The sequence below is a fragment of the Chryseobacterium sp. 27AL genome, assembly GCF_057815395.1.
This window is the reverse complement of sequence record NZ_JBYRIW010000002.1, coordinates 127,590-141,013: the sequence shown is the minus strand read 5'-3', so window position 1 is coordinate 141,013 and position 13,424 is coordinate 127,590. Positions and strand designations below refer to the sequence as shown.

The 13,424-nt window shown below is 33.1% G+C and carries 11 protein-coding genes; 1 reads left to right on the top strand and 10 read right to left on the bottom strand.

The annotated features are described in order from the left end of the window. Nucleotides 1-12: 12 nt before the first annotated feature. The 9 genes from AC3WV0_RS06205 to AC3WV0_RS06165 form a co-directional block, all read right to left on the bottom strand. On the bottom strand, nt 13-2,955 hold the full coding sequence (locus tag AC3WV0_RS06205) for a reprolysin-like metallopeptidase (RefSeq protein WP_488844935.1): 2,943 nt from the start codon (nt 2,953-2,955) through the stop codon (nt 13-15). 337 nt (nt 2,956-3,292) lie between these two features. Continuing rightward, on the bottom strand, nt 3,293-3,952 hold the full coding sequence (locus AC3WV0_RS06200) for a DUF6048 family protein (protein WP_488844933.1): 660 nt from the start codon (nt 3,950-3,952) through the stop codon (nt 3,293-3,295). Continuing rightward, nucleotides 3,918-4,400 carry a DUF6452 family protein gene (locus tag AC3WV0_RS06195; protein ID WP_488844932.1) on the bottom strand — a complete coding sequence of 161 codons (483 nt, stop codon included), beginning with the start codon at nt 4,398-4,400 and terminating at the stop codon, nt 3,918-3,920. The genes AC3WV0_RS06200 and AC3WV0_RS06195 overlap by 35 nt, the downstream gene beginning before the upstream one ends. 32 nt (nt 4,401-4,432) lie before the next feature. After that, on the bottom strand, nt 4,433-5,845 hold the full coding sequence (gene rlmD, locus AC3WV0_RS06190) for a 23S rRNA (uracil(1939)-C(5))-methyltransferase RlmD (RefSeq protein ID WP_488844931.1): 1,413 nt from the start codon (nt 5,843-5,845) through the stop codon (nt 4,433-4,435). Between the two features lie 151 nt (nt 5,846-5,996). Next, nucleotides 5,997-7,538 carry a TlpA family protein disulfide reductase gene (locus tag AC3WV0_RS06185; protein ID WP_488844930.1) on the bottom strand — a complete coding sequence of 514 codons (1,542 nt, stop codon included), beginning with the start codon at nt 7,536-7,538 and terminating at the stop codon, nt 5,997-5,999. A 99-nt stretch (nt 7,539-7,637) separates the two neighbouring features. Beyond that, complete coding sequence (locus AC3WV0_RS06180) at nt 7,638-9,728, bottom strand: peptidase domain-containing ABC transporter (protein ID WP_488844929.1); 2,091 nt, start codon at nt 9,726-9,728, stop codon at nt 7,638-7,640. Beyond that, a complete protein-coding gene (locus AC3WV0_RS06175) occupies nt 9,715-10,239 on the bottom strand; it encodes a TlpA family protein disulfide reductase (protein WP_488844928.1) in 525 nt (174 codons plus the stop codon). The genes AC3WV0_RS06180 and AC3WV0_RS06175 overlap by 14 nt, the downstream gene beginning before the upstream one ends. Nucleotides 10,240-10,528: 289 nt before the next feature. Beyond that, the gene (locus AC3WV0_RS06170) at nt 10,529-11,173 is read right to left on the bottom strand and encodes a hypothetical protein (RefSeq protein WP_488844927.1); all 645 of its coding nucleotides are present in this window, start codon (nt 11,171-11,173) and stop codon (nt 10,529-10,531) included. An 804-nt stretch (nt 11,174-11,977) separates the two neighbouring features. Further along, entirely contained in the window at nt 11,978-12,160 is a 183-nt protein-coding gene (locus tag AC3WV0_RS06165; RefSeq protein ID WP_488844926.1) for a hypothetical protein, read from the bottom strand. 171 nt (nt 12,161-12,331) lie between these two features. On the opposite strand from AC3WV0_RS06165, the gene AC3WV0_RS06160 reads away from it, so the two are divergent. After that, nucleotides 12,332-12,574 carry a helix-turn-helix domain-containing protein gene (locus tag AC3WV0_RS06160; RefSeq protein WP_488844925.1) on the top strand — a complete coding sequence of 81 codons (243 nt, stop codon included), beginning with the start codon at nt 12,332-12,334 and terminating at the stop codon, nt 12,572-12,574. A gap of 75 nt (nt 12,575-12,649) precedes the next feature. Here the strand turns inward: AC3WV0_RS06160 and AC3WV0_RS06155 are convergent, their stop codons facing one another. Next, a complete protein-coding gene (locus AC3WV0_RS06155) occupies nt 12,650-13,417 on the bottom strand; it encodes a succinate dehydrogenase/fumarate reductase iron-sulfur subunit (protein WP_089853209.1) in 768 nt (255 codons plus the stop codon). Between the last annotated feature and the right edge of the window lie 7 nt (nt 13,418-13,424).

The window sequence follows — 13,424 nt, the reverse complement described above, 5'->3', positions numbered from 1 at the left end:
AATTATTTTCTATTATTTCTTGATGAATTTGGATGTGAATAAATCTTTTCCTTTTTCTTCAATAGTAATTACATAAGCTCCTTTGATCAGTTCGGAAACATTGATCTGACCGTTATTGATATTTCCTTGTCTTACCAATTGTCCGGCAGCACTGTAAATCTTATAAGATGCCTTATCAGAAACCTTAGTAATGTTTAAAATATCTGATACCGGGTTTGGATATAACTGGATGTCATTTTTAGGGCCAGCAATATCATTAGTTGCAAGTGGAGCATTTATAATAACAGCATAGTCCTCAACTTCTCCATTAGGGAAGCCACCACATGCAAAATCTTCAGGAATGGTCGCACCTACAAATTGTGGGTTAATCAAAACAGTAACAACTCTCATTCTTAATGGGGTATTTGTTAATGCAGTAGATGGAACCGTAAATGATCCTGATACAGGTGTAGCTCCTATTGCCAAGCCAGTTACCGGCATATTTAAAACTCTTTCACTAGCTTCAAAAGTACCATTTTTATTGAAATCAATCCATGCTGCCATTCCATTATATGATGCACCAGCAACAGTTGTTGTAAGAGAAACACTTATTGTATTTGTACTATTTGGTAATAAATTTGGCTGTAATGATGTATTAGCAGTAAAGTTTGAATATGTAGAACCTGTTGTAGTATTATTTATCGTGCCAAGTGTAACGTTTGAAATATAGTTAAACTGTCCACTATTACTAGCAGAAGTACAATAAGCTACAGGTGCAGTAGAGAAATTAACTGATGTAGAGTATGCTCCTGGAGTTCCTGAACAAACAGCAGCTACTTGTACTTCATATGCCGTAGCATCTGTAAGTCCCGTAATATTAACAGTCGGTTCAGTAGAGGTTGTTTGTTGCCATGTAGTTGAGCCAACTATTCTATATCTGATAACATAAGTTGCATTTAAAACAGGCGTCCAATTTACAGTAGCACTATTAAATGTAATGTTGCTTGTTGCCACACCTGTTACTGCAGATCCGTTACAAGGAGCATAAACCGCTAAAGTAATTTTTCCGACAGCATAGAATACATTATTGATAGCTGACACTCTTAATTTAATGATTTGTCCATTCATTGATGAAGGAAAAGTAAAGTTTTCAGTTCCATCATTTGGAGTGGAAGCCGCCAAAGTAGTCCAGCTTGTTCCGTTGTCTGTTGTATAATCAATCTTAACGTTAGCAACATTATAAGGTGCCGCCGTAGTATTTACAACATCCCAATTAATTGGCGTAGGATTATTTACGTTAGCATATAGCGTAGTTACTTTAAATGGTCCATTATTTCCAACCGTAATTGTCTGCACATTATAATCGGCTTGTTGCTGAGAAGCATTAGGATTATTATCTCTTGCTGTAATAGCGAAGTTCATCTCTCTTGCAACCATAGGAACAGACTCCCATGTATTATTACTATTATCCAAATATCCATTCAAAACTGACTCCAGTTTAGGAAAATATCTTGTAGGAGTTGTACTCGGTGAAACAGATCTGAATGATGCCCCGGTTTCAGTGGTCCCAATATTATATTTATCAATAACTTCATCGGCATTATCTACTTGTTCCCATGTAAAAGTCATAGGATCATTTTCAGGATCAGTAATATTATTGGCCGTTAGTACAAAAGCAGTTCCTTTAGGAATAGTATAATCAGGCAAATCAGGGATTATTGGAGGATTATTAGATATAGGAGTTTCTACATCACAGGTCTTTGCAATAAGGTTAGTGTTTACCTGATCTAAACTTTTCACATGAAAGTATGGATCTGAATGAGCCTGTACATCTGTATCAGCACCAGTAATACCAGCATATCCCATAATTGTAGTTCCTGAGCCAGGTTCCATATTAGCACCTGATCCTTCTAAAGCATGGGCGAATGTATGGTTAGCACCTAGCTGATGTCCCATTTCGTGAGCAACAAAATCAATATCAAAAGCATCACCTGAAGGAGACGTGCTTTGGGTAAAGCCAGATCCTTTTCCTAACGAGTTATTATTTGCCGGAGCAATACATACACATCCTATACACCCTGCATTTCCATTATTTCCTGCAGCATTGAATACGTGACCGATATCATAGTTTGCATTACCGACATTCGCGGTAAGAATCTGCTGTAATTTTAAATTTAGGTTATTTGTCCCAATATACGGGTCAGAAGCAGAGTTTGTATAGATGATTCCCGGATAACTTGCAATATTTAGATGCAATGCAAAATCTTTTTCAAAAACACCATTTACTCTGGTCATTGTTGCATTAATCTGAGCCAAAGCAGTTGCTAAAGTTCCTCCTGTAAAAGTTACATATGAACTTGTGGCAGATATAGCCAGTCTCATAGTCCTGTACTTTTTATCATAACTTTTAGAGAAATCTGTAGTCTGATTTGTAAAAGACTTACCTTTTTTTGCAAGCATTTCAATTTGCTTTAAGGCGGCAGGAGCTTCTTCAGTAGAACACTCGAATCCATGTTTGCTTCCCTGAGTTTTTGGATGTACTCCATAAACCGTTTTAGCAGAATTCGCAGGTTCTATAAATTCATAACTCCCATTTGAGAAGATCATAGATTGAAAATCATTAGGAGCAAGAGAAAATCTCACATATTTAGAAGGATCATCCACTCCTACGCCTACATATGACCCCAATTGATATTGGTCTGCAAGATCCTTTGCAAATACAGGAAAACTGTACACTGCAAACTTCTCTACTTTACCATTCATTGTCGGTAAAGAGATTTCAACAGCTTTAGCACCTCTTCCTGCTTCCTGAGCATTTGCAAGTTGTGATCTTAAAACCGAAATGTCTAATGAATAATAGGCTTTTATATCAGCCTCTTTTCTTAGCTTATCTCCTTTAAATGTGGTGGGTGACCATTGTGCGGTTGCTGCACCGATCATAAAAAGAGAAAAGAAAGAAGTAAAAAATTTCTTCATAGCTTTTTCATTAAATTTACGCCAAATATAACCATAATTGATTATATACTGCTATATGCATATTAATTTTAACATTAAAAAGAAAATATGTCAATTATAAAATTAAATAAAAAGAAAAACCTCAGGCAAGGCCGAGGTTTCTAATGTTCAAATTCTTAATTATTTTTTTATGAACTTAATACTTTCTGAAATATTTTCGTCTTTAATTATAATAATATAATTAACTTTTATGAAGTCTGAGACATTTATTTGACTATATTGTTGTTACTTTTCTATTAATACGCCAACGATTAATCAACACAAGTTGGGACGTTGATGTTCATCCGTTGAAAAACATTTAAAACTTATAAGCAATATTCCAGGCAAATCCCATATTGAATTTTGAGGAGCTTTTTCCAAAACCGGGAACAATCATAGGCTGTATATCATCTTGTTTGGTTGTGAAGAGAAGATATCTGGGCTGCAGATTTACATCAACAAAAAAATTTGATTCAAAAAGCTGTACCCGACCACCAATAGTTCCCTCCAGCCAGTAAGAAGATTGTGTGGATGACGGAAAACTTACGGATGAATTACTCCCTCCATAACCTCTTACCGGAATCGCCATATATTCCTGAGTATAGAATGATGCTGCTGCTTTCCCTCCTGCATAAAAGCCGTTAAATTCATTCTCCGGATCTTTTGCCAGCATATAAAAGGCTCCTAATTTCAGGAAAGGCCCATTGGCTTTTACATCATAATTATTTTTTTGATAAATATTTGATTCAAAACCTGCTTCGATAATACCATGAATATTATCTTTTATTTTTGAAGAAATAAATCCCTGATACAGCTTTCTATCAGAAAAAAAAGAAACTCCTGTATTAAGAACATCTACACCAACCATAAAGTTAGGCTTATATTTCCACTTTTCCTTTTCTGTTTGTTTGGTTTCCTGAGCGTAATTCAGAACGCCAATTATACTAAAAAAGAAGGTAAAGATTAGTCTTGTCTTCATTCTCTATAAAATTTTGCCCCGCCTCAATGCCTTTTATGGCTGCTGTTGGTGATGGAGTTAATACCGGATTTAAATTCTCGTATGTCTTTTTAATTCCGCATCCAGGCGAAACATAAATTGATTTTGTGGAATAATTCACCCTTACTTTAGATTCGGCGCCTGCCTTTTCGACCCTGAAATAAATATCGGTGTAGGGAGAATCATCTACTCTCAAAGGAATTATTGTTGAAGTGATTTTTGCCTGCCCTCCCAATTGAACTTTCCCGAAGCCATAATCTACCGCAATATAAAGGGAGTCCACCGTTTTTACTTTCTTATCATCGAAGGTGAGGAATGAAACTTTCATTCGGGGAGTTCCTTCGCCGCTTTCACAGATGTCATCATCAGATCCGCAGGAAAGCAGCAAACCGATAAAACATAAAGGTAACAGGAATTTAAAATATTTCATACTAATATTGATCGTTTTCAAATTTAAATAAATTATTTCTTAACAAGCAACGCAATATTTTCGACGTGATGAGTTTGCGGAAACATATCTACAGGTAAAATTTTTACCACGTCATAATGTTCTTTCATCAATGCAAGATCTCGGGCCTGAGTTGCGGAATTACAGCTTACATAAACTACTTTCTCAGGTGACAGCTTTAATATCTGCTCTACCACCTTCTGATGCATTCCATCTCTTGGAGGGTCAGTGATTAAAACATCAGCTTTCGGATGATTAGCAAGGAATTCGTCGTTAAAAATATCCTTCATATCACCACAATAAAACGTTGTATTGGTAAGACCATTCAATTCTGCATGTTCTATAGCCGCGTCGATCGCTTCCTGTACAGATTCTATACCGATTACCTGCTTAGCCTTTCGTGCTACGTACTGAGCAATTGTACCTGTTCCGGTATAAAGATCATAGACCACTTCATCACCTTTTAAATCTGCAAATTCAAGTGTTTTTCTATACAATTCAAGAGCCTGCTTATAGTTGGTTTGAAAGAATGATTTTGGACCGATCTTAAATTTCAGACCATCCATTTCTTCCATTAAAAACCCTTCTCCGGAATATACATTGATGTCCAGATCATAGATTGAATCATTCGGTTTTGGATTGATTGCATAAACCAATGTTTTAATCTGCGGAAAAGTTTCGAGTAAGAATTGGAAAAGCTTTTCTCTGTTTTCTTTTTCTTCTCTGAAAAGCTGGAAGAGGACCATCCATTCGCCTGCTGAGTTCTGTCTCATCATTAATGTCCTTAAAAATCCTTCGTGGCTTTTAACATCAAAAAAGTCAAGTCCGTTTTTTACAGCATATTCTTTTACGGCAAGTCGTATGGTATTTGAGGGTTCTTCCTGAAGAAAACACTCTTTAAGATCAAGAATTTTGCTCCACATTCCGGGAATATGGAATCCTAACGCATCTCTGTTTCCAAAATTTTCTTCCGAACTTATTTCGTATTGAGTCAGCCAACGAGCATTGGAGAAAGAAAACTCCATTTTATTCCTATAATAATACTGTTCTTCCGAACCCAAAATCGGTATAGTCTCGAAATTCTCAATTCCTCCTATTCTTTTAATATTATTATAAACTTCTTCCTGCTTAAAGTCCAGCTGCTTTTCATAGCTCATATTCTGCCATTTGCAACCTCCGCAAACCCCAAAATGAATACATTTCGGATCTACTCTGTAAGGTGACTTTTCCAGCAGATCTACAGCTTCGCCTTCATAATATTTGGATTTCGCCTTTTTAACTTTTACATTCACGACATCTCCGGGAATTGCTCCTGCTACCATTACTGTTTTCCCTTCTTCTGTTCTACCTATGGCAACACCTTTAGCGCCCGCATTTAAGAGTTTAATATTTTCAAGAATAATATTTTTCTTATTTCTCTTTTTCATTAAGAATTTTTTCTGTTTTTAACTTCTAAAACTTTGTCAAAGATTTAAACTTTGACAAAGTGTAACCAGAAACGCAGAGGTTTCAGTTTGCAAAAATACAATAAAAAAAACCTTATCCGAAGACAAGGTTTTTATCTGTATTCAATTTAAATTATTTTGTCTGAGCCGGCTGAGGGTTTGCCTGTTGCTGAGAATCCTGTTGGCCCGCAGCTGCAGGATCAATACCTGTCTGTAATTGAACATTAGGATTTACTTTCGGAGCTGAAAGTCCCGTTTGTTTATCCAAAACAGCTACCAACTCAGGATCTCCAAGATTGAAGAATGGCTTGCTGGCAATTTTTCCATCTTTGTCAACAACAACAAAGCAAGGCAATTTAAAGCCGTATACCCCGTATTTTTTAGCAATATCAGAATTTAATCCTCCTTCACCATAAACGTTGGTTCCTGTCATTCCTTTCATCAGCGAATTGCTCGTTTTCACAAACTGATCTTTTGTATCATCAACATTTACAAAAACAAAATTCATTTTTGACTTGTAAAAGTTTACAACTTCTTTTAAAACAGGAATTGATGCCTCACCAATGTAAGGATTCCATGATGCGTAAAACATCATCATGTACGGTTTCCCCTTGTTTGAAGAAAGACTGTACGATTTCCCATCAGCTTTGATTAAAGACGCTTCCGGAGCCTGCTCACCGATTTTGAAACCATTGATTGCAAACTGGATTTTCTTTAAATCTTCTTTAATGGTAGCATCTTTAATATCTGTATCGATAATTTTTTTGATTTTTTCGATCGTTTTTTCAGGTGATCCCGGATGGATATCAGACTGCGCCATTACAAAAGCCAATAAATAATCTTTAGTCGTTTGTGAAAGATCTTTCTGATTTTTCTTTAGATATTCAGTAAATAATTCTGAAGTGGTAATATCTGTTTTTCCCGCACTGTTTGCCTGAGCATACTTCTGGAAATCGGGACTCATTTTACCTAAAAGATATTGTCTGTAGTAAGGATTTTCTTTTACCATTACCTCTTTATTTTCCTGAAGCTTATTTTCAAAATCCGTAAAAGCTTTTGTCACTTTGAAAGAAGGATTTCCCATTTGCTTGTGACTCATTTCGTATTGACTAAGGATGGTAAGCAATGTGCTTGATAAATCGTTCTTTTTCCACTTTACAATTTCATTATCAGGATTAAATTTCTGAACGTTCTCTTCGATATTTTTATTAATATCAGCCTGAACTTTTTCAATTCCTTTTAAGAAAGTCTTTTCATCTTTTGCCATAAGCTCATTCATATTGACCTTCTGAGCATAGGTTGAAAGATATTTTTGTGTGGCTGTAAAGAAATCATTATTGTTTTTGGCATCACCTGTAATCGTGTACTCTGACGGGAATGTCATTCCGTTACCCGTGATTTCAAGTTTCTGTCCTCCTTTAAGATAGATCAGATTTTGTTTTCCGCCATACGACATTACATACATTCCGCTTTTTGGAGCTTCAAAGCTTCCTGCGAATGTTCCGTCCTTATTAATACCAATATTAATCAATGGTAAAGTAGCAACTCCAGATGCTTCAATGAATTCGATTCTTTCTAATGGAGAACCGCCGCTAATTTTTCCTTTTACTTCTACTTTTTTAGAGCAGGACATCGCAAAAACAGCGATGATAAACAATAAAAGATATTTTCTCATTTTAAATTTTATAATTACGCAAAAATAAGTTTTTCATCTCAACTAAATATCATATTTCAAGGTATTTTATGAAAGATTTAACTAAAAGAAAAATTAAGCTTATATTCTGCTGAATGTCTTATCTTTTAAACAAATTATCTGATGTGAAATTAATTCTAGTTTTTCTAAATTATGACTGATAATCAAAATGATTTTATCACTTTGAATTCGATTAATCAATGTGTAAATAAAATTTCTGTTTTCTATATCTAAAGAAGATGTCGGTTCGTCAAGTATTAAAAATTCTGGTTGATGATATAGAGCTCTCATCCACCCCAATAGTTGCTTCTGCCCTCCTGATAAATTTATTCCCTCTTCGCCAACAATCGTCATCAATCCTTGTGGAAGATTATCTATAAATTCTTCGAAACCTAAGTTTAGTAAATCCTGAAGTTTACTATTATTAATATCACTACTTAAAATAACATTTTGTAAAACTGTTGTATTAAATAAATTTATATCTTGCGGAACAACAGAAATTTTACTTCTCCAATTTTCAGTAGAAATATTTTGCAATAAGATTTGATTATTTATTATGATCTTACCGTTCTCCGGTTCAAAGTTTTTTTGAAGGATTTCAGTAAATGTAGTTTTGCCACATCCACTTTCTCCTAATATACATGTAACTTCACCTTTTTTTAATGTCAGATTAATATTTTCTAATAACCTACTACGTCCTTTGAATCTGAAATCTAATTTTTGAATTTCTATTTCGTTAATATGATCAATTTTTATCCCATCTAGTTTTTCTTTTGGTAATGATGCATATTCGAACATTCTCTCAAAGGCTATCTTTGCTTCTTGTATTGATATGCTTACCAGAGCTAAATTTGTTATGGCTCCAAGCAAAGAACCAGTAATTCCTATAATAGCCATAAGCTCACCTACTTTAATCTCTTTATTCAAAACATTATAAGACGCAAAACCTAATATTGTAATAAGAAAGAAAACTAAAGCAAAACCCGAGTATGTGGAAATTTTAATATTTATTTTCCCAAGGTTAAATATCTTGTTTTGAAATTTTTCAAAAACCAAAGTCTCTTGCTTAAGAAACAACTCTTGTTTGCCAAAATCCTTTACAACATTTATACCTCTGATAATATCTATATAATTTGCTTCATTAATACCATAATACTGCATCACTTCTTTTTGTGCTGCAATAATTTTTTTATTAAATCTAAAGATAATATAAAAAACAAAAGGAGAAACCAGCAAACAAAGCAACGCAATTTGCCAAGAATAGTAAAAAAGAAAACCTATGGAAACCAGAACGCCAATAATGTCTACAGTAGTATTTGTAATCAAATGCTTTATTACATTTTGTATTCTTTGTGTATCATTTAATCGTGCAACAAAATCTCCTATTTTTCTTGTACCGAAAAAAATCTTAGGAAGATAAAGTAAAGAACTAAAAAAAGATTTATTAACTCTTTGGTTAAATTCTCTGCTTTGTCTTATAATATAAAAATCTCGTAATGACTGTATAATAACTTTGCCAATCAAAAGAAAACACAAAAAACCAATACTTAAAAACAAGACACTAACTTTTTTTTTTGGCAAAATATCATCTATTAATTTTTGAGAAAAAACAGACAGTGCCATACTTAACAGAGTGGTAATGATCCCTAAAATTATAATTGTATAAATGAATTCCTGATCTTCTTTAATAAGATTAATAAACCATTTTTTCTTTTTAAAAACATTAATCTCTTTCTTCTCAAATTTTTCATTCGGGAATAGTGTTAAACAGGTTTTAGACACCCAAACTTCCTGCAATTGCTCTCTGCTCCAGTACTCTAAACCCTTTGCAGGATCTCCGACAAGAAACTGATTATCTCTAAGAGAATCTCTAAAATAAAAGATAACATAATGCTCGTATTTATTTTCTAATGTTATATGCAAAATTACAGGTTGGTTATGCTCAATTAAGGCTTCTATATCTGCTTCGCAGCCCTCTGCATCAAACCCAATTTCTTTAGCACATTGATATAGTCCTAAAAGCGTAGTACCAGTTTTACCAGTTCCACTTTTCTCTCGTAAAGTTTCTAAAGAAATATCCCCGCCATAATATCTTACCAAAGATTGTAGACAACCCACTCCGCAATCTGTATGGTCTTTTTGGAGGGAAAAGGTTTTTCTAACGTTTTTCATCAAAATTACTTAATAGCTTTGCAAGTTTAATGGCTCCTGGCTTTCTATTTATAAGATGATTATTTTCATCATATACCAAAAAATAAGGAACACTTTTCATTTGAAATCTTCGGTAAAAATTTGCCTTATCGTCATAGCACCAGTAGATATTTTTGTAATTATGCAATTTATATTTTTCCGCAAAAGTTTTTATCTGATTTAAAGGTTCGCTGGCAATCCAAATCCATTCTGTATTGTCATAGTTCCTGTGCGTTTTGCTTAATTCTTCTGCTTCTGCCTGACAAAAATGGCAATCTGGGCTGAAATAAATAATGACTTTATGATTTTTTTTATTTAGATCTTGAGATGTAAAAGAATTTCCGTCAATAGTTTCTATAGTAAATAAGGGAATATTTTCTAATTGTTTGATCTTTTCTTTTTTCTTCTGTAGATTAAAAAACAGATACACAAGCATTCCCATCACAAAGATGGGAATAAGTAGTGCGAATATTTTGAGTTTTTTGTTCTTCATGTAATAAAATTCTTTGGAATTAATCTGATTTTATTAGGGAACTGTGAGAAAAAGTTTATAGTGTCGCATAAAAATATAACATTCCTATTGAAACAATACCTTAACTAATGTTTGTTAGTTCTTATGCTTCCTATTTCGATAAAGTTGTATCGTGAGTAAAACCCATAAGATTGCCATTGCATAAGGAAACGGTTTATCGTTTGTGTAATAATTTCATATACAATGTAAAACCATGCTAAGATACTCGCTAAAATATCAAATAGATTACAATTTTGTTCTTATTTTTCCACTAATACTGTGCATTAAGGATTATAAAACATACTATAACTGTCCAAAACAATAACCCTATACCATAAGTTATGGCAACCAAACCAAATGACTTTAAATAGCTAATTTTCTCTTCTAAAAATTCCCGAACACCCCAAGCAAGGAGAATCCAATAAAATAATTCAAAAATATTTACCAATTGTAAAGGATATGCCAACCATTTTTCTGTAGAAATATTATCCTTAAAATTCAGCAAAGATAAAGGATAATAGGTCTGTACGTTTTCCAAAGTATACTCTGTATTAATCCAATAAAAGTTAATAAACTTATAAAAACCACCGATTACAAAAACAAATTCTGCAAGAAGTGCTAGAAAAAGGAAATCGGTAAATTTTATTTGATCAACTTTAGGAAAATCAAATAATTTTATGAAATTGAGACAAAAAGTTACTAGTAAAACTTTTGTACCAATTAAAAAGGGAGTTATAGCGTATCCTAACCACCACCATTTTTTCTGACTATTCATATAGTTTTGTACAACTGCACTTGGATAATCTTTGGTAAGGAAATCTAATATTTTAGAATCTGTAGAAATATACGTTTTGTCTAAATATGCTAACAATAAATAGCATAGAACAATGCCTACGAAAAGTAGAAAATTTTTCATCAATATAACGCAGAAGAGTTCTGCTACTTAAAAAAAATGTACGTGAAAGAAAGAAAAACAAGAGATATAACAAAAATGAATAAACCTCTACATTTTGGTAATAACGAAACTCCTATAAAAACAGCCGTAAGTATACCCATAATAAGTGTAACTCTTTGACTTTCGGAATCTATCCAATTTCTATTAAAAGCAAGAATCGTCAATATACTTAAAAAAACACCGATAATAATGCTTAGATTATTATGATCTACAAATGTTTTTAGTTTTTTTTTCATAGGTGTTTTAAAAAAGAGAGAGAAGCTTAAAGATCTTTTTATTTTCAATTAAAATTTTCAGCAATCAAATATTATTATTTATAATTGTATTAATGAATTTCTTTGTAAACAAGAAACATATTCAAATCGTTGTAAATATAAAATATTGTTAATCCGTTTACTGATAAAAAAGTCTACCACAATCTTAAATTAAAATACAGTTGACAATACAATACATTCTTAAAGAATTTATCACTAATTTATTTATTAAGAACCACTTGATTTAAAGTGATTCTATTTTCTGAAGTTAATGTCTTTAAGTCAATAATTATTTTTTCAATTTTACTTTTCGTAAAAAGATAAGAAATAAGTCCATACCTATGATTAATCCAATATGATAATTTATCACCATCAAGTTTGAGTTTAATAAAAAAGATTGAACTCTCAAGTTGATAATTAGAATTTTTATACGAAAACTTCAAATTATACTTTAAACTTATCTTTTGTAATATTTCGTCAACTGTTTTAATCATAAATATGGCCTCTTACTTTATTTACATTTTGGATTCCAAATATAAGCACTCGCAGCACCTATTGCGTATCCCCATGGCCCAGCGATCATCCCTCCGGCAACAGCTGATAACCCCATAGAAGCTAGACATTCTGGAGATATTTTAGAGGTCTCATCACCTCCCTGTAAATTTTCCATTTGCGAAACATTTAATTTTTTCATAACATTTATATATTTTTATTTGTGGCTTTCACTTTGAAAACCTTTCACAAATTTGTATAGATTTTTTCAAACATCCTATTCTGTTTTAGAATATTCGTTTTACACATAGAAAAGATATTTTGAAATTAAAATAAATTTTTAATTTTGTATTACACAATGGAATGAAATAAAATGATGGAAAAAGACTTAGGTTTTAAATTAAGAAAATTACGTGAAAAGAAAGGAATTTCCCAACAGACGTTAGCAATCGATTTGGACATTAATCAAAGTAAAGTTTCAAAAATAGAAAATGGAACTGAAAAAATAACATTGGCATACTTTATTAAGATTCTGAATTATTTTTCCTTATCTCCCAATGAAATGATGGATTTTTTTGAAAGTATAACAAAGAATAATCGAATGCAAAAAAATTAATTTTTGCAAGAATTCTTATTAAAAAAAATCGCCATCCTTAAAGGAGACGATTTTTTATGATGTGATAAGTAATTTTTATCCTCTGTCAACGAATGCTGCCATGTACTCTCTGTTCATTCTGGCGATGTTCTCAAGAGAAATTCCTTTAGGACATTCCACTTCACATGCACCGGTATTGGAGCAGTTTCCGAATCCTTCTTCATCCATAGCTTTCACCATATTCAAAACTCTTCTCTTCGCCTCTATTCTACCTTGTGGTAATAGTGCATATTGAGAAACCTTCGCTCCAACGAAAAGCATCGCAGATCCGTTTTTACAAGTAGCAACACAAGCACCGCAACCGATACATGCAGCTGCATCCATAGCTTTGTCAGCATCTTCTTTAGGAACCGGGATAGCATTGGCATCCAACGTGTTTCCTGAAGTATTCACCGAAATGAAACCACCTGCAGCCATTACTCTGTCGAACGCACTTCTGTCTACCATTAAGTCTTTAATAACAGGAAAAGCAGCGCTTCTCCATGGCTCAATAACGATCGTTTCTCCGTCTTTGAACATTCTCATGTGAAGCTGACATGTTGTGATTCCGGTATCAGGACCGTGAGCTCTACCGTTGATATAGAGAGAACACATTCCGCAGATTCCTTCACGACAATCGTGGTCGAAAGCGATTGGTTCTTTACCTTCGTTAATTAGATTTTCATTAAGGATGTCCAACATTTCAAGGAATGAAGAATCTGTAGAAACATCCGATATTTTATAAGTCTCAAACTGACCTTTAGATTTATTATTCTTTTGTCTCCAAATTTTCAGCGTAAGATGTAAGCCTTTTTTTGCACTCATAATTTTG